This window comes from Cupriavidus sp. C1SS-2L (assembly GCF_057073735.1).
The window spans coordinates 942,224-962,864 of sequence record NZ_CP172709.1; the positions used below are offsets into that span (position 1 = coordinate 942,224).

The 20,641-nt window shown below is 63.1% G+C and carries 17 protein-coding genes; 1 reads left to right on the forward strand and 16 read right to left on the reverse strand.

Translation table 11 applies throughout. The features are described from left to right. Positions 1–3 precede the first annotated feature (3 nt). From ACIGJG_RS22055 to ACIGJG_RS22100, 10 genes are all read right to left on the reverse strand, one after another. Positions 4–1,002 carry an amino acid--[acyl-carrier-protein] ligase gene (locus ACIGJG_RS22055; protein ID WP_011301470.1) on the reverse strand — a complete coding sequence of 333 codons (999 nt, stop codon included), beginning with the start codon at positions 1,000–1,002 and terminating at the stop codon, positions 4–6. 10 nt (positions 1,003–1,012) lie between these two features. After that, positions 1,013–2,221: an acyl-CoA dehydrogenase family protein gene (locus tag ACIGJG_RS22060; RefSeq protein ID WP_011301469.1), complete on the reverse strand. Its 1,209-nt coding sequence runs from the start codon at positions 2,219–2,221 to the stop codon at positions 1,013–1,015. Continuing rightward, positions 2,218–2,469 (reverse strand): acyl carrier protein, encoded by a 252-nt coding sequence (locus tag ACIGJG_RS22065; RefSeq protein WP_011301468.1) that lies wholly within the window; start codon positions 2,467–2,469, stop codon positions 2,218–2,220. Before ACIGJG_RS22065 ends, ACIGJG_RS22060 begins: the two co-directional genes overlap by 4 nt. Before the next feature lie 272 nt (positions 2,470–2,741). After that, positions 2,742–5,144: a polysaccharide biosynthesis tyrosine autokinase gene (locus ACIGJG_RS22070; RefSeq protein ID WP_011301467.1), complete on the reverse strand. Its 2,403-nt coding sequence runs from the start codon at positions 5,142–5,144 to the stop codon at positions 2,742–2,744. Between the two features lie 88 nt (positions 5,145–5,232). Then, positions 5,233–5,955 (reverse strand): Crp/Fnr family transcriptional regulator, encoded by a 723-nt coding sequence (locus ACIGJG_RS22075; protein ID WP_011301466.1) that lies wholly within the window; start codon positions 5,953–5,955, stop codon positions 5,233–5,235. Between the two features lie 351 nt (positions 5,956–6,306). Further along, positions 6,307–8,427: a glycoside hydrolase family 2 protein gene (locus ACIGJG_RS22080; RefSeq protein ID WP_483673927.1), complete on the reverse strand. Its 2,121-nt coding sequence runs from the start codon at positions 8,425–8,427 to the stop codon at positions 6,307–6,309. After that, complete coding sequence (locus tag ACIGJG_RS22085) at positions 8,424–9,407, reverse strand: DUF1839 family protein (RefSeq protein ID WP_140950106.1); 984 nt, start codon at positions 9,405–9,407, stop codon at positions 8,424–8,426. The genes ACIGJG_RS22080 and ACIGJG_RS22085 overlap by 4 nt, the downstream gene beginning before the upstream one ends. Positions 9,408–9,973: 566 nt before the next feature. Continuing rightward, the gene (locus ACIGJG_RS22090; RefSeq protein ID WP_011301463.1) at positions 9,974–10,252 is read right to left on the reverse strand and encodes a hypothetical protein; all 279 of its coding nucleotides are present in this window, start codon (positions 10,250–10,252) and stop codon (positions 9,974–9,976) included. 95 nt (positions 10,253–10,347) lie between these two features. Then, positions 10,348–10,818 (reverse strand): response regulator transcription factor, encoded by a 471-nt coding sequence (locus ACIGJG_RS22095; RefSeq protein WP_041680321.1) that lies wholly within the window; start codon positions 10,816–10,818, stop codon positions 10,348–10,350. A 246-nt stretch (positions 10,819–11,064) separates the two neighbouring features. Beyond that, positions 11,065–11,961: a helix-turn-helix transcriptional regulator gene (locus ACIGJG_RS22100; RefSeq protein ID WP_041680320.1), complete on the reverse strand. Its 897-nt coding sequence runs from the start codon at positions 11,959–11,961 to the stop codon at positions 11,065–11,067. Positions 11,962–12,626: 665 nt separating this feature from the next. Between ACIGJG_RS22100 and ACIGJG_RS22105 the strand changes: the two genes are divergently transcribed. Continuing rightward, positions 12,627–12,788, forward strand: a complete 162-nt coding sequence (locus ACIGJG_RS22105; RefSeq protein WP_166487109.1) for a hypothetical protein — start codon at positions 12,627–12,629, stop codon at positions 12,786–12,788. A 150-nt stretch (positions 12,789–12,938) separates the two neighbouring features. On the opposite strand, the gene ACIGJG_RS22110 is transcribed toward ACIGJG_RS22105, so the two are convergent. The 6 genes from ACIGJG_RS22110 to ACIGJG_RS22135 form a co-directional block, all read right to left on the reverse strand. Then, entirely contained in the window at positions 12,939–14,156 is a 1,218-nt protein-coding gene (locus tag ACIGJG_RS22110) for a benzoate/H(+) symporter BenE family transporter (RefSeq protein WP_011301459.1), read from the reverse strand. Positions 14,157–14,466: 310 nt separating this feature from the next. Next, positions 14,467–15,516 carry a hypothetical protein gene (locus tag ACIGJG_RS22115; RefSeq protein WP_337902853.1) on the reverse strand — a complete coding sequence of 350 codons (1,050 nt, stop codon included), beginning with the start codon at positions 15,514–15,516 and terminating at the stop codon, positions 14,467–14,469. A gap of 501 nt (positions 15,517–16,017) precedes the next feature. Beyond that, complete coding sequence (locus ACIGJG_RS22120) at positions 16,018–16,962, reverse strand: glycosyltransferase family 2 protein (protein WP_011301457.1); 945 nt, start codon at positions 16,960–16,962, stop codon at positions 16,018–16,020. Next, positions 16,955–18,187, reverse strand: coding sequence for an O-antigen polymerase (locus ACIGJG_RS22125; RefSeq protein ID WP_011301456.1), 1,233 nt, complete (start codon positions 18,185–18,187; stop codon positions 16,955–16,957). Before ACIGJG_RS22125 ends, ACIGJG_RS22120 begins: the two co-directional genes overlap by 8 nt. Then, a complete protein-coding gene (locus tag ACIGJG_RS22130; RefSeq protein WP_011301455.1) occupies positions 18,180–19,448 on the reverse strand; it encodes an oligosaccharide flippase family protein in 1,269 nt (422 codons plus the stop codon). The genes ACIGJG_RS22125 and ACIGJG_RS22130 overlap by 8 nt, the downstream gene beginning before the upstream one ends. Positions 19,449–20,208: 760 nt before the next feature. Then, positions 20,209–20,367, reverse strand: a complete 159-nt coding sequence (locus tag ACIGJG_RS22135) for a hypothetical protein (RefSeq protein ID WP_483673928.1) — start codon at positions 20,365–20,367, stop codon at positions 20,209–20,211. Positions 20,368–20,641: the final 274 nt, after the last annotated feature.

Genomic DNA, 20,641 nt, shown 5'->3' on the forward strand with positions numbered 1-20,641 from the left:
GGGTCAGAGGCCTCCGAGCACTTCACGCACTCGCTTGGGCCATTTCGCCAGTTCAAAGCCATGGTGGCGCAGCAGCGCAAGCGTCAAGCGCTCGATGCCGAATCCCACGCACCCCGTATGGGCAGGCTCCCCATCCGCAGTACGCAAAGGCCATGCGTGAGCGAAATGGTCCATGTGGTAGTTGAAGCTCATGCAAGCCGTAGGCGGCGCGCCATCGTTGATCGGGACCAGCAACTCGAACTTGAGCTTCAGCTCGCGCTGGCTGTCGGCCACGATCTTTCCGCCGCGGCCAAAGAACGGATCGTTCGCCAGATCGACTTCATGGGGCAGTTCCAGCATGCCGGCAAGCTTCCTGCCACGCTCCATCCATACCTCACGGAACGCGACGATCTGCTCGGCGGTGCCAAGCCGCACGTATTCGCGCTGACGGAACATCTGCATGCGAGCCGGGTCAATCGACGGCTCATGGCGGAAGCAGTAGGTCAGCACGTCGACCACCATCCCGTCGGCGGACATCGGCCCACGCGCGGCGATCACGGGGTACACCGGGTAGCAGGCTGCCGGCGCGAGCACCACGTCCGTCGGGCGCTGCTGATCGGCCCAGTCCTCGCCCTGCTCCAGCCGTGCCAACAGGCGGTGGTGGTCGCGATCGCTGCCGCAGAAGCAGTGCACCGTGCCCGCCAGTTGAGGAAAGCTCTTGAGGTACTCGCTGGCCTCGAAGTCCTTGCGGGGCATCGCCGGGGGGAACCGCATCACTTCCGCATGCTGGTCTGCGCCGAGCTTGCTGATCGCGGCGTTCAGGCCGTCGGCGATGCTCTCGAAGAGCCCGCTGCGGCCATAGATACCCTCGACCGCGCTCGGATACAGCACCCGGGCATCGACCAGCGCCTGGCGAAACGCCCGGCGGCCGACGTCAGGGTCTTGCGTTGTTTTTGGCGCGGCATAGCTGCCACCGGCCGCCGTATCGTCACCTGGTTCGTAAGCGTTGCTGACATCTTCCATTGTCGGCTCCTCAGGCGGACCGGTCCGCCAGCAGCAGGTTGGCGGTGTTGGTCAGGATGCGATCATTGTTGATCATGAGCGGCGCCGACCACAGGTCCCGCAGGTGGCGGCCCAGGCTGAAGGGCGTGCCGTGCTTGTATCCGGCCATGCCGCACACCAGCATTGCGATGTGCACAGCTTCGAGCGCCATGGCCGACACGCTGGTCTTGAGGCCGTTCATTTCCGCTGCAAGGTTGAAGACCGCCGACATGCTCTGACCGCTGGCGTCAGCCTGGCGCTGGCGCTGGTGGGTCAGGGCGAGTTCCAGCCGGCCTTCCAGCATCTGGATGATCGCCACGGCCTCCGCCACACGAGTGGCCGAGGGCGGCAGCGTGCCCGGCCGGGCGCGGGCCTGGCCCTGGAAAAGGGCCTTGGCACGGTGCACGGCATCTGCGGCAATGCCAGTCCACAACGCCGACCACAGGATGTGCGACACAGGGGTCATGGTGACATCGGCGATCTCGCCGAACGGCACCGGAATGACCTGGTCGGTATGGCCACGCGCTTCGAGCCTGAAGCCGTTGCTGCATGTGCCCCGCATGCCCAGCGTATCCCACGCGGACAGGCCTTCCAGCGCGTAGTCGGGCTTGAGCACGCTGACCATCACCTGGTCCGACGGCGACGCGTCAGGACTGCGCCGTGCAGTCACGAGGATGCCGTCCGCGTGCGCGCCATAGGAGATGGTCGGCGCCATCTTGAGCAGGTGCAGGCTGGTGCCGTCGACATTGACGGCACAACCGCTGTTGCGCAGGGCGCCGCCGATGGCTTCTTCGGACGTGGCCGAGGCCAGCAGCAACTGTTCGCCGGCAAGGCGCCGCAGCAGCTGCGCATGCCATGCGCTGCCGCTCGCATGGTTGACCAGGCACGCGACCTGGATCTGGTGCATGGCGTAGATCATCCCCGCCGACGCGCACGCGCCGCCGATAACGCGGCAAACAGCCGCGATGGTTTCCAGCGACGCGCCGCCTCCGCCAAAGGCGACAGGCACCATGGCACCCAGCAGTTTCTGCTCGCGCAGGACCCCAAAGGCTTCGTGCGGGAATCGGGCTTCGGTATCGACCTGGTCCGCAAACCGGGCGGCCTCGGTCGCCGCCAGATGAGCACCGGTCAGGCACTGCGCGGCGTCCATGGCCTGCGCATGCGAATGCGCCAGTTCCACGCTGGCGAGAGCGGGCTTCATGCGGCCTCCTGTTCTTGCTTGATCTGCTCGGCCGCGGCGGCGAGCGAGCTGATGCTGCGGAACAGCTGACGGGTCAGCAGGCGATCGGGAATCTCGATGCCAAGCGTGTTCTCCATCGCGAGCATTACATGCACGGTTGCCAGCGACGAAAGCCCTGCGGCATACAGGTCGGCCTGATCGTCCAACGACTCGACCGGTACATCAAGCCGGGCAACTTCCGAAAGGATGGTACGTATGGCTGCTTTCATGCTGGCGCTCCCGTGTCGGGTTTCTTCCCGGTTTATTGGCATTAGGCCAAAAGAACGGGGCCGAATCGGTGCGCTTCCCCACCAACGTTGCATTTTGGAAGCAGCCCGTTCCATCTTGGTAACGTCGTTACCGAAGGAGGGCGCATTCGCTGGGCAAAGGGAGGAACCTGTCGCGGTGCCAGTCTCGGCTGCGCGACGTATCGCATCCCCGTCGCGCCCCGCAGAAACGGGTACGCCCGGCAGGGCCGGGCGTATCGCTGTGGCGTAGTAGGTCAGGCTTTTCCGGTCGCGTCGACCTCGGCGGTCAACGCCGGATGCTTCGCTTCGGCGCGTGGCAACGGCATCCCCAGATACGGATTGATGCTATTGAAATCCGCCCGATTACTGCGCCGCTGCACCACCCCATTGAGTATGCCGCCGGCCAGCCGCGCATCGGCGCGCGCCAATCGCTTGAGCGTTTCATTCACCTGATCCGCCGGCGTGACGTCCGCGCGAATGACCAGCAACGTCGATCCGGCCAGGCTGGCGACCAGCGTCGCATCGGCAACCGCCATGACGGGCGGCGTGTCGACGATGACCAGATCGAAGCGCCCTGCGCACCGGCGCAGGTTGTCGGCCAGCGTCGGCAACATCAGCAGCTCCGACGGGTTGGGCGGCGTCTGCCCGTGGGTGAGGATGAACAGGCCATTGACCACGGTCGGCCGGACAGCTTCGGCAATCTGCAGGCAGCCAGACAACACCTCCGCGAGCCCGCCTTCAGGTGATTGGTCAAACCACTCGGCAATCTTGCCCCGGCGCAGGTCAGCGTCGACGAGCAGCACGCGCTGCCCCGCCTCCGCGAACAGCACCGCGAGGTTGACCGCGGAGAACGTCTTGCCCGCGCCTGCCGCAGGACTCGTCACGGCGATGACGCTATCGGGTGCCACGCGCAGCGAGAAATGCAGCGCCGCGCGCAAGGTGCGCAGCCCTTCCACCGCGAGCGAGTGCGGCGCCCGCCGGGCCAGCAGGAAATGATCGTGCAGTCCCTGCCTCAGGAGCCGTTCGCTTTCCGCGTATTCGCTGTCGGCTTCGTCGACGCCCGATGCATCGACCACCGAGGTGCCCGGACGCGGCGCCTCCAGGCGGCCGTTTGCCTGCAGGGCAAAACCCGCAGCAATACCAAGGCGACGCTTGGCTTCGATCTCGCGTTCGAGTTCCACCTGTTCGTCGCTGAACGCGACATCGCCGAGCATGGCGATGCCGAGCCGCTCTTCCGCGTCGTTGGTCGTCGCCACCGACGGCTTCAGCCGCTGGCGTACGCCGACACCGACCACACCAAGGCAAAGCCCCAGCAGCATGCCACTGGAAACGAACGGCCACGCGCCAGGCCCTACTGGCCGCGTCGGGACAATCGCGGTGTCGACCACACGCATCTGGCTTGAGTTGTCCGCGCGCAGCAGGGACAACTGCTCGACCTTCGTGCGCAGCGTCATGTACATGTCTTCAGCCACCTTGACGTCGCGTGCCAGTGCCACCGATTCGCGCTCGGAAGCCGACAGGCTCTGCATGCGCGCATCGATCTCCGCGCGCTCGCGTGTCATCTGCTGGATCTGGCTGTCGACGGTCTTGACCTCGTTGGCGTCCGTGGTGAAACGCTGCAGCAGCTTCGTGCGCTCGAGCCTGAGGGCCGCAATCTGGCGCTGGTACTCCATGCTGTTGTTCAGGAACGATTGCGCGTCGCGGCTGGGCTGCATCGAACCGGTGCGGGCGCGATAGCGGCTCAGCGAATCCTCAGCACGCGCGAGTTCGGCCTGCACGCGCGGCAACTCGCCGGTCAGGAAGGCAAGCGTGTCGGCGGCGTCGCCGCGGCGCTGCGCGGTCTGCCCGTTGATGTAACCGCGTGTCACGCCGTTCACGAGCGCGGCGGCGGCATCCGGGTCCGGGAACTGCCATGCGATGCGTACGGTGCTGCCGGCTGCGTCCGCGCTTTCGTTTTCGACGGCAAGGCCCAGCCGGATCGCGTCGGCGGTACGCGCCGGGTCATGGCGCGTGAGCAGGAAGCGCGTGCCGGGCGCGGCATCAATGCGCGCTACCCGCAGTTCCACGCCATTGCCCGCGGCATTCTCGCCGACGACGCCCTCTACCAGCTTTGTGTCCTGGTAGCTGATGCGGTAGCTGCCATCGCGCAACACTTCGAACAGCATGGGCTGGTCCACCAGCCTTTCGGGCACCGCAAGGCTGTCCAGCTGCAACCGTTCACCGCCCCATGCATAGCCCAGCCAGCTGCCGCGCGGCTGTCCCGGCGTGGACCACCGCTCGACGAGCCTGCCAACAAGCGGCGCGCGCACGGGCCTGGCGGAGATGTCCAGGTGCAGTTGTTCGACCACCGGCGACACCACCGCGCGGCTGCGCAGCAGGCCCGCGTCAAGCGGTGCGCCCTGCGGCGTCTGCGCGACGTTGCCGATGTTGCGTACCGCGCCGTCCTTGCCCTCCACCTGGACCAGCGCCTGGGCGCGGTACTCCAGCGGGGACGACAGTGCGATCACGCCGCCGATCGCCGCGCCAGCCACGCCGGCCGCGACGATCCACCCCATATGGTCCAGCAACGCGCGCGCCTGCAAAGCGCGCGGCGCCGGGGCTTCACGCCGGGGGGCCTCCCGGTCGGCCGGTGCACCGGCATATGACAGTCTGCTCACGGACACTGCTCCTCAAAACCATGAAGGCCGGATACCGCAGCGCAGGCTGCGTCACCGGCCATACCTGCTCACTTCCGGCTTTCCGGTCTCAGGCATGCGCCAGGGCGGGCAGCAGGCGGTCGTATTCGCGCTTGACCAGCTTGTAGCACTCGCAAGAGTGCTTCTCCAGCCCGCATCGGTCGAGCACCGTGATGTGGCCGCGGCTGTGATGGATCAGGCCGAGGTCTTCGAGCTTGCCCGCGGCTTCGGTCACGCCCTCGCGGCGCACCCCCAGCATGTTGGCGATGACCTGCTGCGTGATCACCAGCTCGTTCGAACTGAGCCGGTCGACGGCCAGCAGCAGCCAGCGGCACAGTTGCTTGTTCAGGGAGTGGTGGCGGTTGCACGCCGCGGTCTGTGCGATCTGCGTGAGCATGGCCTGCACGTACAGCAGCGTGACGCGTTGAAGCGTGGGCGTGCGGGGCAGCTCGGAACGCAGCAGGCGAGCGGGGATGCGATAGGCCAGGCCCGGGCTGCGCACTTCCACGCGGCACGGCATAGTGTCGCCACCGGTGACTACGGGAACGCCGACCAGGCCTTCGTTGCCGACCGCGGCGATCTCCACGGTGGCGCCGTCCTCGAGCAGGGACAGCAGCGACACCACCGACGTGGTCGGGAAATACACGTGGACGATGCGTTGTCCGGAATCGGTCAGCAACTCGCCGGCGCGCAGGCGCACCAGTTCGACGTGCTGCGCCAGCGATTCCCATTCGCTGCGCGGTAATGCATTGAGCAGATAGTTGGCATTCAGATCCGAGCGATGCGTGATCATTTCCTACCCCCCTGTCCAATCCCAAGCCCGTCTCCGGGCAAGAATCTACCCGCCGGCGCCGCGCACCCCCAACTACTCTGCCGCAGGGCCCGGCCGCACCAGACCGGTCTGTCGCCTGCCAGGATCGCAGGCCCGGCGTTTGCGTTCGTTTTCCCGTCAGCGTTGCCGCGGACCCCATCCATGCGGCAATCGAGCTGGTCCGGTGTCTTTATTAAGCTCCATGGAACGTCAATGGGACAGTAGGCAGACGGTTGGTGCCCCGTCATCCATTGGTAGGTTGGCCGGATAGCGGACATGCTTGCCGCACGCACGCGGGGGGTGGCCTTTGGGCAGGAACAGAAGCGGAAAACGCTACGCCCCGTAGTGGACGGGCGCGTCCTGGTTGAGTGCGCGGACCTTTCCAGCGGGGCACATGGCAGGATGAAGGGCATGCCCGCCTTCATGCAAAAGACGGATGCGGATGCGTCCGCCCGGTGCAAGGTGAAACCAGTCCTGCGACGGCTGAAGCACGTCGTCTTCGATATGCACCCAGCGCGCAAAATGCGTGGCCGATATCTCAAGCCACCACTGCTCCGCATACCGCTGCACTTCGACGTGCAGGCCGGCTTGCGGCAACGCGTCGGCGCGGCGATCGGGCAGGTGCGCGGCCTGGCTGAGCAGCTCGCCACTGCGAGCGTCCGACAGCGTGGCCAGCACGACATCTGCCGCTGCCGCCGCTGCGCCCTGTTGTGGCTGCGGCGCCAGCACAAGCACAGCGCGCGCTTGCAGGCAAAGCACATGGTCGGCCTCGGCGTGTACCTGTGCGCCGTTCCGGATCCAGCAAACCCGCACGCGGACCTCACGCGGCGCGGCTGTTTCATTGGACAAGTCCAGCCGGATGCTGTCGCTGCCGTTGCTGCCGTTGTTACTGATCAGCACCTGCAACGGACGGCATGCCGCACGCATGGCATGCCAGCCGGATTTCGGGCGGCCGCACACATCAACCAGGCCTGTGCCGTTGGCCAGCAGCACATCGTGCAGCGATGGCGCCAGCGCCAGTCCCGCGCTACTGCCGTCGCGACGGCAACCGGCGATGAGATCATTCACGAGATCGGCAGCGAGCGCGCGCGACAGGCGCAGGTAGCGCTGCGCATCGGTCCGGCGCAGATGCGGGGGATCCACGTCATACAGCGTGCGCAGCTGGCGGTCGCGCGCATCCTCGGCATCCCATAGCGTGCCGACCGGATGCGGCACGCTGGCCTTCCAGCTCGGATCGGCCACGGCGTGCGACAGGCCGAGCGCTTCAAGCGTACGCGCGCACGGCACGCCAGCGATCTCGGGCAGCCATGCGGTGTCTGCCGGAGCCATGCCGTCGCGCCAGAGCAGCATGCCGGCGGCCTCGCACGCAGCTCGAATATCCGCGGCAGGCGCGCCATCGCGATCGAGATACAGCACGTTCAGGCCCGCGCCGCGCGCGAGCCGCATCCAGCGCCGCGTGGCCAGCGGCGATGCTGCCAGTGCGGCCAGTTCCTCGGCGGCCAGTCGCGCGCCGCGGCAAAACACGGGCACGTCATTGATGCGGGGGTACGGCATGTGTCCCTGCCTGTCGCGCCGGACGCTGCGCAAACCGATTTGCCCGCAGTCGAGTGCATGCGCGCCAGCCTCGGCCACGATGCGATAGCGGGCGGGCCGGCCGTGGGTATGCGGCCACCATGGATCGGGATGCGCAAGACGCACCTGCGCCGTCAGCGTGAAGGCATCTTCGCGCGTGAGTGACGCCTGGACTGCGCGTCGCGCATTGCCGACGTTCAGGGTTGCCCGCAACGGTGCCTCGCCATGCAGGTGCAGGCGCATGCGGACCACGCCGTCGCCGTCTTCCAGTCCGGCGGAAAGGTCCATGGCAGCATCGGCAAGGACATCGCCACCGGCGACGTCAAGCACTTCGACCGGCTGCAGCACGCCGACGGCATGCAAAGGCTTCCCCTCTGCCGCCGCATGTCCGATCACACCGGACATCGGGAACGCACCGGCCTGGCGCCAGAACAGCGTGGCGCGCGCGCCATGCAGCCGCGGCACGGTCGCGCGAAAGCACAGGTGCAACGTGTTAAGGCCTGCCAGTTCGACCTCGGCATCGCAGGCATCGCCCGGCGCTTGCGGAGCGGAAATCTCGCGGCCATTCAGCCATGCCTGCGCAGTGCCGGCCAGCCCGCGCAGGCGCAGGACCCGACGGCCAGTCGCGGCGAAACGCAGGCGGTACCAGTAGTCGTGGCGATGCACGGCCACCGGCGCCGAGTCGCGCCAGCGTCCCGACACGCGCATCGCGTCGGCCACTGTGCCCGGCACCGGCGCCGGCAGCCACGACGCGCGTTCGTCGAGGCACGCGGGGCTGTCGGCGGCGCCGGGCAGGGTCTCCAACCACGACCAGTCGCCCGACACGCGCCAGCCGCCTGGCACGCGCTTGTCGCCGCGTGCGATCGTGGCCGGAACCGTCACGCCGTGCTCCCGCCGAAATGCCGCGCCAGCACTGGCACGCAGGCCTGGTACGAGGCTTCGAGCTGGTCCAGGCAATCTTCGCAGGTATCCGGCTTGCGGCTGATCACCGCGCGCATCAGCCGGAACTGCATGACCATCGCTTCCGATGCCATGGTGTAGCAAGCCTCGGCCGTCTTGTCCGGCACCTGCTCACCTTGCATGACCAGCCAGCGCAGATAGCGCGCCAGCAGTTCGAAGTTGGCGCCGAGCTGGCGCAGCACGCCGGCCGCGTAGTGATGAAAGCCAGGCTCGCCGCGCGCCATCAGGCGATCGAGATGCTCGGGGAACGCCGCGCGGAATGTGCTGACCGGGTTGTCGCGCGGGCGGTTGGCCAGGTGAAAGCGGAAGAGTTCAAGCGACGCCTGCAGCAACGATGCCTCGCTGTGCGTGCAGGGATTGCGGCGCACGACGTCGGCATGGGCATAGAGCTGGACTTCCGGTATGCGCCCTCCCGGCGCGCGGCCGAAGAGCGCGGTGTAGTCCTCGCCGCTGGCGGTGTGATAGCCATCGGAGTGGAAGTAACCGACGGCCAGCGCATCGGGAATCATCACGTCGATGCCAATGCATGAGAGCGTGCGCTGTCGCTGGTAAGCCGCGCCCGGCGCGGGCGGCAACTGGGTGCTGTCGACCTCCATCACCACGATATTGCCGCGGCAGGTCTGCGCGGCGACGTGGCTTTCGAGCGAGTCGTATAACGTCAGGGCATGGATGCTCAGGCCGAACAGCCGCTCGAGGTCGGCATCGGGTATCCGGCACTGCGTGAAATGGTCGGCTTCAAACGCCTGCCTGACCGTGCAGGGCAGCGCGGCCACCGGTGGCAGGTCCAGGCCATGCAGCAGTTCAATCCAGAGATCCACGTGGCTGTTGACGTGAGACCAGACCGGATTCCCGCCTCGCAATCCCGGACCGCCACGTCCACGCATCTTCGTGTCGCCGTACACTATTGGCCTCCGCGCGTGCCAAGACGTTGCGTTCGCGGGCGCGCACGGTCAGGGTTGCCGGCGCACCTACGCGCCAGCAACTCGATTGTCCGTGCATTCACTCCTGTCCTGCGCGCCTTCCCCCAACCGTGTCCGTTGCTTTCGCGACCGGTTGTGCTGGCGATCATTGCGCGGCGTGTTCCCGCCAGTCTGTTGGACGGCGCACAAAGTTCTGCAGCCCTGTGCGCGGCGGCTCGCGCAAGGCGTTAGAGACCCCTCCGGTAGGGTTGAGGCATGGATGAATACTTGGTGCGCGGGGCCGCACGCATGATGCTTCTGGCTAATGGAGCGAGTGACGGCGATTGCCTATCGTCGATGAGACGTGCAAGCGCTACATGCCTTGCACGGTTCAAAGCCCGCATGGTCCCCCGGTCGGCGGGCTTCTTTTTTGGAGGCGTCCCATCGGGATTGCGCGGGGCGTGTGAAACCGGGGTACGGCATGGCAGATGCCATCTCCCCGAACCGTCTCCGGGGGTGCATTGCGCAGAAAGTCCGCCGAAAGGACCGGACGGGACCAAGGACGAGAGTCAGGGCACGAACGATGGCGGCAGGCGGTGCCGGTGCTGCGCGACGATGAGTGCCTTCAGGCTTTCCACGCGCAATCGCGCTTCGCGCTCGCCTGCTTCGCGTGCCGCCTCGGCCGCAGCCAGTTCGCAGTCGAATTGCCGGCCGTGCAGTTCACCGCGATACAGCAGCGGTTCATCGCTTTGCGTTGCCAGCCGGATTTCGAAGCAACAGGCCCACTTGCCCCGTCCTTCACGCACGGCGAAGCCGCGCACGACGAGGAATTCCAGACCGACCTCCATACGACCCCCTTGCACTCCCGCGACGGCGGCCTCTGAAACGGGCCAGCTTCTGCCGCAGGCATCTCAAGCATAGCCGCGCAACGGCTGGCGCGCCCTCATCCGGTGGCCGTAGTCCCAGCCGGACAAACGAGTGAGGGCTGAGGCGTACCCGTGGGCAGCGTAACAGCGGTGCGCGGGAAACACTGCCCGCCGGCCCAGACCAGCGCCGTGGCGGCACACACCAGATCATGCGATACGGGTGCGGCAAGGCAGCCGCTCGCACCGAGCAGCGCGGCATGAAGCATCAGCGAGGCATCGAGGCGATCGGAGATCACCAGCCAGCGCCGAGGCGCGAGCCGCGCATGCAGGCGGTCAAGCACCGCGCGCGGATCGCCTTCGACGCCGCTGCAATCAAGCAACGCGATGTCGGCGGGATCTTCGGCATGCTCGGAGGACATCGACACTTCGGCCTCATCGAGCCAGCGCAGCGCTCGCCAGCGGATCGGGCTGGGCAGGTTGAGCGCCTGCAGGCGGCGGGCCAGGACCCGGCACATCACTTCGTTGCTGGCAATCAGATAGGTCGACATTGACGGTGCGTGGCCCGTGCCTGGCCACAGATGCGGTACCACCGTTGCAGGAACAAGGCGCGGGGCGCCCCGGCTTTCCGACACGTCAGGCGGGCGGCGCCACACTGTTGCGCACAAGTGCCTGCCGGTCCCTTTACTGAGAACGTAGCAACCCGCCTCAATATCCGCCTCATGCTTTTGGATGAGACGGGGTCGCCAGAAGGATGAGTCAGCCTGGCCGCACTGCACGGCCAGACCCCGCAAGCACTATGCCGCGGCCATTCCGAAGCCTGCCGGCGCCTGCGAGGGGCTGGCCGGTGGCGGGCCAGCCCAGTTCAGCGTGGCGCCGCGCTGCAGTGCGACGTAGACCGCCTCACCCTTGTTGCGGACATGCAGCCGCTGGTACAGCGTGCAGGCGTGCGTCTTGGCCGTGGCCACGGAGATGTTGAGAACGCGGCTGACCGTCTTGATCGGATAGCCGCGCGCCAGCAGCGCGAGCACCTCGTACTGGCGCTCGGTAATGTTCAGCAGGTGCGCGCCCGCCGCAGGCGTTTCCTGGCCGCCAGCCTGCACTGCAGGTGCCATTCGTGGCGCCGCTGATGACGCAGTGTGCGCAACCAGCGCCGATTCGTTCCGGACGCATGCCCCGGCAGCGGGTACAACATGGGCCCGCGGCAACGCCACGACGTGCCGTTCGTCGTCGTCAGGCACCACGTCGGCCAGCATGCCCTGCGTCGCTACCTCGTCGTCGATCACGGCGCATGGGCTTTCGAGCTGGACACGGGACGGAAAGCACTCGCCGCCCGCCAGTACCAGCCGCACCGCGGCGTCAAGCGCCGCTGCACTGCTGTGCTTGTGCATGCAACCACGCACGCACTCGGGCAGCGTTGCCGCGACGAGTGCGGCGGCCGGCGATTCGGCCAGCACGAGCACGCGCTGCGGCTGCAGGCGTGCGCACACCTCGGCAAGCAAGGCGCAGCCGCTGCCGTGATCGGACGGCAATCCGAACACCAGCAGCTCCGCATCATGCAGCCACAGGTCCGGTTCAATCGGTGCCAAGGGATCGATATCGATCAGGTCACCCGCGATGTGCGCTTGCGCCAGGAGATGGCGCAGCCCCAGGCGCAACAGTGGATGAGGCTCAATCAAGAGGATGGTGGCCATGGCCGCTCTCTTTTTATAGCGGCAAGCGCGGACCCTGCGACGACCCGCACTTGCTGTTGGAAACAGCCTCGCTATCTTGCGAGATGCGGCTTCCATACGATCCGACAGAGCTCCAGCGCCTTCAGCCTTCCCGTCCGGCCGGCTGACAGCCCTTCCCGTGGAGGTGTCGAAATCGCCCCGTTTGCGTCTATCCGACGCTTATGTCCCGCAGGCGCTCTTAGACGCCATTGAAAACAGATGTAAGAAAATGTAATTCCGGTTTCCAGCTTATGAAAGGGTCGTTGGGAAAGCAAGGCAGCAGCATCCCGGAGGGGTTTTCCCTATGGACTGTTTGATGGATGCGCGCAGGCGAAAATCGGCGTAACGCGAGGCGCGAATGTGGCGCAAACGCTGCCACATGGCAGTATGACTAGTCCGTGCGGCCTGCGTTGTGAAGTAATCGTTGCCTGGCCAGGCGCCAGCGAAGGGAAAAAACCCCTGATCGGGTGAGAGGTGCTGTGTCATGCAAGCGCGCTCCCCGCTGAAGAGGGGTATCGCCCTTTGGACTAGGGTTGACGGTGCACGAACGGCCGCCAGGGCTTGGCGGCCGCCGAGGCGACTAGAACTGCGCCCACTCCTCCGTCGCCAGCGCCTCGGCCCTGCCGGGGCTGCCAGCAGGCCGGCTGATGGCAACGCTGACCGCTGGCGTCGCGGCGCGCGGGGGCATCGCTGGCGATTTCACCGGCGCGGCTACCATGGCGCGGACAGGTGCAGCGGCATGCGCATTCAGCGCCGACGGGGACAACCGAGCGCCGCCATCGATCCGGCATGTCTGGCAGACGGCCTGAAGCGATGGTTCATTGCAATCCGCAAGGCGGATTCGCGCGCCGCCACGCCGGACGTTCATGCCAGCGAAGCGAAAGGAAGGGGCGTGCTCATGGGAGTCAGTGAAATTGGCGCCCACACTGTCGCCGTGCACTGGCTGACGCCAGCAAGCGTCAACGCGCGGCGGATCGCTTCCCGTGGAGGATGCACCAGGCCGCGCTGCCGATCGCGATTCCCCAGAACGCAGAGCCCAGACCGAACATGGTCATGCCCGAGGCCGTGGCCAGGAACGTGATGACCGACGCTTCGCGGTGATCGTCCTGCGTGATGGCCTCCATCACGTTGGACATGATGGCACCGATCAGCGCGAGCCCGGCCAGGATCGCGACAAAGGCGTGGGGCAAGGCATCGAACAGCAGCACGATGGTGCCCGCGAAGGTCCCGCCCACGAGATAGAACACGCCATTGGCAACGCCGGCCACATAGCGGCGCGCAGGGTCTTCATGTGCGTCCTTGCCCGTGCACAGCGCGGCAGTGATGGCAGCCGTCACGATGGTGATGCCGCCGAAGCACGCGACCGCGGCACTGGCCAGGCTGGTCGCCGCAAGAATGGGCCGTGCCGGCGTGTGGTACCCGGACAGGCGCAGGATTGCCATGCCGGGCAGGAACTGCCCTGTCAGGCTCACGATCACCAGCGGAATGGCAAGACTCAGCGTCGCGCTCAGCGACCAGTGCGGCGCGATGAACACCGGCCTCGCAACGGCCAGATGCAGATCGCCCGCATGCGTGAGCCCCAGCGCCGCAGCCGTCGCGACACCCACGGCCAGCACCACCACCATGCAATAGCGCTGCAGCCAGCGCCGGCACACGAGATACGTAGCGATCATCACGCCCGCCAGCAGCGGCATGGTTCCCGCCGCCTTGAATGCGCCCGCACCGAACTGGAACAGGATGCCCGCCATCATGCCGGCCGCGATGCCGCGCGGGATCCGTTGCACGAGCCAGTCGAAACTGCCGGAGATCCCGATCACGAACAGGATCGCCGCGGCGCTCACGTAAGCCCCCACCGCGTCCGCAAGGCTCATCTGCGGAAACAGCGTCACCAGCAGCGCCGTCCCGGGCGCGGACCACGCGGTGATGATTGGCACACGGAGCCACGCGCTCAGCAGCAGCCCCGAAACGCCAGCACCGATCGAAATCCCCCACACCCATGACGTGACCATGTCGGCGGGCAGGTTGGCAGCGTGCGCGGCCTGAAAAAAGATCACCAGCGGGCCGGAATACGAAATCAGGACCGCGAGGAAACCTGCCGTGATCGCGGAGAGCGACAGTGGATTGCCGGCGCGATCCGCATGGTGTTGCGGAGCCGGAGAGATGAGGGGTTCTGGCATAGGGCGATTGAAGGCGGTGGGCCTTCCTGTCTCCGTTCTGGCCCAACACGGGGGCCGGATGTTATTCCTGGGCTGCGCCGCACTGACGGTGCAACCCATGGTGCACCTGCCGCTCGCGTCTTGTGCGGTGGGCGCGAACCGAGAATAGACAAGGATCGCGTGGAGCGTCCAACACTGATTGGGTATTGGGTTGATACGCCGGAGGTATGGTGGTGAAAGGGGCTTTTCGTTAGGGTAGGGCTATCGCGTGAAGCGACCGTTCCTCACGATCCCTGGTGAATCACGGCTTCGCTGGGTATCCAGCCCTTCGTCAGAACGTTTTTTTCTTTACCTGCCAAGCGACGCCCGCACTTGCTGTCGTAGCAGATGCAAAACCGATAGTGAATGTAGTAGGTGATACGGCAGCGATATACGGCCTGGCATTCGCTGCCTCTCGGTTGGTCGCTGTCAATACGATCTCGCTCTTGGCCGGCGTATAGCTCAAGCCATGCTTCACCGTGATGGCAGATGCATCTGCTGCAGCTATTGCCTCGCCACTTCCCTCGGTAGCGAACCCCAAGTTGCTTTCGACCCTGGCGAATAGCGTAGATATCCGCAGTCCCCCAGTATCATTTCGACTCACGCTGTTGCTACTGTCACCATCCGCCGACTCAATAATCGCCGTCGTGGCAGGCGAGCCCGCCCCCCGAGCCAGTGTGTTCTCGTTAACCTGGAAGCGTGTGCAGCCAGCAAAATCGACCCCAAACCGTCTAAAGAAGGAAATCGTACAGTGCACCAGGAATCCGGAAGCCACGCCCCGCAGCCTTATGCAATCAGCTCCGGCACCGTTTGAATGGTTAAGTGCTGAAATAAAGCCGATCTTGAGGTTTCGCGTGGGGTCGCCGTTGCTTGCCAGGCTGACATCCAACGCGGGATTAGATCCCCCCCCACGAAGCTGGCGACTCGACAGGTAGCACCCACCGTTGATCTCGGCGCCGTCAACCCCACGTAGGACCACGGGGGCATCACAATAATCAATGACCGCTCCCCCTGTGATTGTTACCAAATCAGTTCCCTGCGAATAGACGCCAATTGCACAGCCGATGGCGACACCGCCATTGATGACAAGACCAGCAGAATAAGGGCCGTAGTCGCCGTCATCATTGACCATGTACGCGGTATTCTTCCAATTGCAGCCTATAAACTGCGTATTAACTGTCCTGACACGATAAACGCCCTTGTTACCAAACGCACCGTCAAAGGAACATCCAACTAGCGCCCCTTCGCGCACCCCATCGAGATACACGCCGTAGTCGGCATTCATGAATTGGACGCCGTCCAGCAAGAAATCATCGTATTGAGTAGTGCTGGTGCCGGTCACCCACCTGACGCCGATACCCCGTCCAGTGAATCTGCCACCGCAGATTGTCAGCTTCTTTCCGTGATCGCTTTTCCTTAGAGCGCCCTTGCCTTCCGTGGCACATATGATTTCGGCCCCGTAGGCAATGAGCGTGACCGCCTTTCCAGACAGGTCCACCTCCGTCAGCCTGTAGCGACCGCCGGCCGGAAACACTAACGTCCCGCCATCCCTGATCCCAGCCACGGCAGCCACGACGGCAGGCGTATCATCGGCAACACCATCTCCCCGTGCACCAAACCTCCTAACGCTTGTCGGTTCCTCCCCCGGACCACGCGACGGAGACCGCTCCTCAGTGCCTGCGAGACTTGTTTGCCACCGGAGCAGTGAAGCACCGATGGCCGTTGCAAACCCTCCGAAAAGGATCCTCCGCCTTTTACTCATATCCTGGCAACTCCATACTCATTTGCCACCGCCCGAGCGCGGTTCAGGCATGGATCGCGCAACAGCAGAACAAGACAACTTTCATGGCCGGCTTGCCCTCATCAATATATCGCCGAGATCTGCAATCAGCATACGATAGGCCATCCATGTATTGCGAGCATCATCAACTCTGCCGGCGATTAGCGAAAAACCTATCCGACTTAACGGCTCCAGGCAAAGGGTCACAAAAACCAACGTCCACGCAGGAATCCGCTTAAAATGTTTGAACCCGTAAAGCAAGCGGCTACGCAAAGAGTAAAACAACCGATGCCCCTTTACCTGTTGCGAAGTGCCGCCACCGGCATGGTACGCCTGGACGTCAGCTATATACATACTCCTGAATCCGGCTTGACGAGCACGCAGCGATAAATCGACCTCCTCAAAGTAAACAAAGAATCGCTCGTCAAATCCGCGCAGTGCCACAAACAGGTCACGGCGCATTAAAAAGAAAGCCCCTATCACCTGGTCTACTTGCCTGTTCGAATCGTGCGGCCATTCCACCATGGCTTGCGTCCATCGCCTTAGACCCGGAAGGCGATTGAGTCCGGTAGCGTTAGCAAAAAAAGATGCCATCGTCGGAAAACGCGAGCAACTGCGAGACACTTGATTCTTCTCGTCCACAAGTGAAACGCCGACAATCCCGACGTCCGCCGCCCCCGGTTCCCTAAGGTAGGTCAGCGGTCTAAGCAACGATTCGGCAAATATTCTCGCATCCGGATTCAGGAAGAGCACAAATTCTGCCCTGGCAAGAGCCGCACCTTGGTTGCAGGCCGCCCCGAATCCGCGATTCGAGGTATTGACTATTACCTTTACATCAAATGGTGAATTCGTCGCCGAGGCTTTCGCCAACGACAGAGAATCGTCACTCGACGCATTATCGACAATAATTACCGATTCAACCAATCCGCCGTGATACTGCATAATGCTTTCGATTGCATCCGAGAGCTGCCCGCGGCTATTCCAGTTCACCAGAACAATATCAAGCATGACCGAGCCCTCCCTTTTTCCAGCTGAATCGGTGCGGCGTCGTAAGGAGCCAATACCAAAACCAGACCTGTATCCAGGTTGACAGCAACGAAAAATACTGGTCCTGGAAGAACTGCATCACCAGCGGATACACCGATGCTGAATAATAGAAGATCCAGACTCCACCGCGCGCGCGCGCTCTCCTGTATAACCAATAGTGCACAATCAAGAACACGGGCGGAATTAGCACGCCGAGGTACGAAAAGTCGCGGAAATAAACTTCATATACCGTATACACATTTGTTGGGTCCGGGACGAACGCATATCCCTTCATCAAGGCTACAGGCGCCAGAGTTGAAATACCCAAAGCGTACTGAATGGAAATCAACAAGCGAAACGTATTCTCGCCCCAACTTAGATCCGGATTCCATTCCACAAGCCGGGAAAATGCAAGCAAAGGCGCAATCGTATAGCCCTTCATGCTTTCGAGAAACGATTCTACATTTTCCACAATACCGTCATCCGCGGAAATCCCCTTGGCAGTCATCCCCGCCACAAATACTGATAATGCAATAAATATGATCAGCGTAATGAGTAACCCGCGCATACGAATTGCGCCAACATTCATCAACGGAACAAGGGCCAGACACAAAAAGAACAAGATATATGTCCGACCAGTGCTGAGATAGCAGTAACAAAGACTCACCGCAACCGAAAGCCACAGGCGCCCAAATCCCAAATTGGATTGCCGATAAAGAAATATTGACACGGAGGTAGTCACAAACGAAAGTACCCACAGGTATGCCAATATCCCATAACCCTCTCCATCCTCCGTCATCGCCGCACGAAGTTGTATATAACCCAACACGGTGAAAACGCTCTCACCACCCGCGATTTCCGTAGCCCGCGCGTAGACGAGCGGCAGAGCAATGATCGCGACCAGCTGAGCCAGGTCAATAAATCGAGTCTTTCTCGCAATGACCCCGTGCCGCCGGATTTCTGGGCCTCGCCCCTGAAGCCCGCGACAGCATAAGATCATGATAAGCAATGCCAGAAGCTTCGCGGTCAGAATAAGAAGGACAAATTCCACCGACATCGAGATAAAAGAATCCCGGGACAAGTAATATCCAAGGAGCAAAGAGAACCAAACGAAGAAATAAATCTGGAAGGGGTTCCCAAACCCCAATGGCCGCCGACTCGCTGTCAGCAGCCCTGCGAACGTAACGAGCAGCAATAACTCAAACATTCCGCATCCTGGAATAGTATGCGAGCGCGCTGGCGTCAAAAATCATACGACCCACCCAGGCCCATGCCGCACCGTGAATACCGTATGTATTTAGGAGAAAATATAGCGAAACAACAAAAATCGGTAATTCGATCATGTGCAATGTGGCGGTCAGACTCGCTCGCCCGTCTGCCTGAATCAACGCGTAAAACATGGAGCCGATCGCATTAGCAAAGACTCCGAGACACAGCACTTGACCGATTACAATCGACTCGGATTTCAGATGATCCTTTATCCACCACAAGAGTACATCCGGCAGAAGCAAGGCCATCAATATGCTCACGACCGCCATCAATCCAACCATGATGAACAGCCAGCGACGAAAATAGGGGCGCCACTCGCCAGGACGCTCGCGCATCAACTGGCTCAAGGTTGGAAACATTACGGACGACACCGAGCTTACCAATATCAGGCTTTGCGTCACCATCTCGTACGGCAACACATAAACAGTCACGGCAGCAGCGGAGATGACCGAGGCAATAACAAAGCGATCCGCCTGGACCAGGATCGGGCTGACGATGCTACTGACCGTCACCCATCCGCCGAAGGCGAACAGTGATCGCGCGATTCTTGAAGAATAGGCGCCCTTATATCCAACCCCACCATTCCGCATGCATCGGGCAGCCAGGTAATCAAATGCGAACAAAGCAAGAACCCTGCTGACAACTAACGTTGCAATCAGCCACGGAAGTTGATTGGTGTAGAGTGTTACCAGATACGGCCCACCAAAATTGATTACGCCGAGTCCCGCGCGCAATAGACTGATGCCTTTGAAGTTCAGGAAGGCTTCATTCATTCCGCGGTACGTGGCACTCATCGCCTGCGCCGGCAACGCAATGGCCAGCAAGATCATGGCCGAGCGGATCTCAAGAGGGGGAGTACCATGCGCGTCGATCCAGGCGTATCCACCCAGCAACGCGGTCGCCGCGACCAAAATGCCACCGACCAGTCCGGCCACAAGAGTGATCCGCCGTGCTGTCGCCAACACGTCCGGAATATCTGCCAGGTTGTCTGCGCCCCGTAGACTGGAGACCAATTGCGTCAGCGCTCGACCGATGCCGAGATCCAGCGCCCCCGCATAGCCGATCAATCCCCATGCCAGCGCCAGTAACCCAAACCGTTCGTTCCCGAGTTTCTGTATGAGTTGCGGGACCGTGACAGCTGCGACGAGTAATGGGAGCGTTAATCCAGCCAGATTCCACGAAATATGGGATAGCCGCATGATCTAATCATTTGGTTTCGCAAGCGGATCATGGCCGCAGACGGTGCTTCCCAATTCTCAAAGCTCCCTCACTAGACCAGCTACCTTGCTATTGCGCAAACTTCGCACCTTTCACCGCGCGTCCAGGACTGGAAGAGCGTCTTTGCTGTTTGCCGTGCCACGCACACGCCACGCAATAATTCATCGATCGGCCGGAATGATTTGCGGGTGATAGCCCAGTTGGCGTCTTCCTTTGCTTCAAGCAATTATGGGCGGTGCTGGCGGCGCGAGAGAGTAGCTATGTGCGGCACCCCATATATGCATTTCGACAGCGCCGCGTTGACGTCGTTGTCGACGTACGGTCAGCGAGGTATGTTCGCGTGAAGGTCCAGCCGGGAGTTAATGCCCGCGCGGTCCGCACGTGGCGCTTCGCCCATATGTCAGGGCCGCCCCACATTGGGGGTTTTCAATAGCGGAGTTCGCCGCAGTCACCGCCCAAGCGACCCCTTTCATCACGAGTCCAGGTTGCGGATTGCGCTTTCGATTTCAGCGCTGAAATACTGTGAACGAGCAATCGCAGCACTGATGTGTTTGCACGATGAGGGCGCCGACCTGCGGCATGGCGAGGAAGCCCTCGCGTTCGCCAGCGGGCGTGAAATGGCCCTGATCCCGGGTGCCCCCTGAAACCTGTCCGGTCTGAAACACCGCCACCGCCGCGGACAAATCCCGCACACGCTCCTGCAGCGATTCCGCGGCCGCCGCTTTGTTCTTCGCTCGCCCGTCAGGTCCCAGTCGCGCTGCAAGTTGCCTCGTATTCGGCCTTGCCGACATTGAGCTGCAGTTCGATCAGCGCGCTGAGGTCCTTTCGCGTGGGGGGATAGAGCGCTTTCATCGGACCACGCACGATCGCATCGAGACGCTGCGCGTCCCGGGCGCGCAATGCCGCCAGCGCCGGCGTGATCCTTCGTCTCGGAACTACTTGATGCTTAAGTCGTTCACCGAGATTTTCCTACGCTGTCCGTGACCCGTTCCCTGCCGGCGAAGGCAAGTGCTTGTCAGGCTGGTTCATCGCCAGCCTTTCCTTGATGGATGCCTGTATCAGGCTTCCGGTTATCGTCAGGCGCAGGCCAGATTTAAGGCTCGCTTTTGGTGCAGTCGGGGAGTCGCCTCGCGCGTACCACGCCCGAGGCCTGACGCGAAGGAACCGTGCGCTT

Bases quoted from the DNA above. Each gene is read 5' to 3' on its own strand.
- ACIGJG_RS22055 (WP_011301470.1), bottom strand. From the start codon at position 1,002: ATGGAAGATGTCAGCAACGCTTACGAACCAGGTGACGATACGGCGGCC.
- ACIGJG_RS22060 (WP_011301469.1), bottom strand. From the start codon at position 2,221: ATGAAGCCCGCTCTCGCCAGCGTGGAACTGGCGCATTCGCATGCGCAG.
- ACIGJG_RS22065 (WP_011301468.1), bottom strand. From the start codon at position 2,469: ATGAAAGCAGCCATACGTACCATCCTTTCGGAAGTTGCCCGGCTTGAT.
- ACIGJG_RS22075 (WP_011301466.1), bottom strand. From the start codon at position 5,955: ATGATCACGCATCGCTCGGATCTGAATGCCAACTATCTGCTCAATGCA.
- ACIGJG_RS22090 (WP_011301463.1), bottom strand. From the start codon at position 10,252: ATGGAGGTCGGTCTGGAATTCCTCGTCGTGCGCGGCTTCGCCGTGCGT.
- ACIGJG_RS22095 (WP_041680321.1), bottom strand. From the start codon at position 10,818: ATGTCGACCTATCTGATTGCCAGCAACGAAGTGATGTGCCGGGTCCTG.
- ACIGJG_RS22100 (WP_041680320.1), bottom strand. From the start codon at position 11,961: ATGGCCACCATCCTCTTGATTGAGCCTCATCCACTGTTGCGCCTGGGG.
- ACIGJG_RS22105 (WP_166487109.1), top strand. From the start codon at position 12,627: ATGGCAACGCTGACCGCTGGCGTCGCGGCGCGCGGGGGCATCGCTGGC.
- ACIGJG_RS22110 (WP_011301459.1), bottom strand. From the start codon at position 14,156: ATGCCAGAACCCCTCATCTCTCCGGCTCCGCAACACCATGCGGATCGC.
- ACIGJG_RS22120 (WP_011301457.1), bottom strand. From the start codon at position 16,962: ATGCTTGATATTGTTCTGGTGAACTGGAATAGCCGCGGGCAGCTCTCG.
- ACIGJG_RS22125 (WP_011301456.1), bottom strand. From the start codon at position 18,187: ATGTTTGAGTTATTGCTGCTCGTTACGTTCGCAGGGCTGCTGACAGCG.
- ACIGJG_RS22130 (WP_011301455.1), bottom strand. From the start codon at position 19,448: ATGCGGCTATCCCATATTTCGTGGAATCTGGCTGGATTAACGCTCCCA.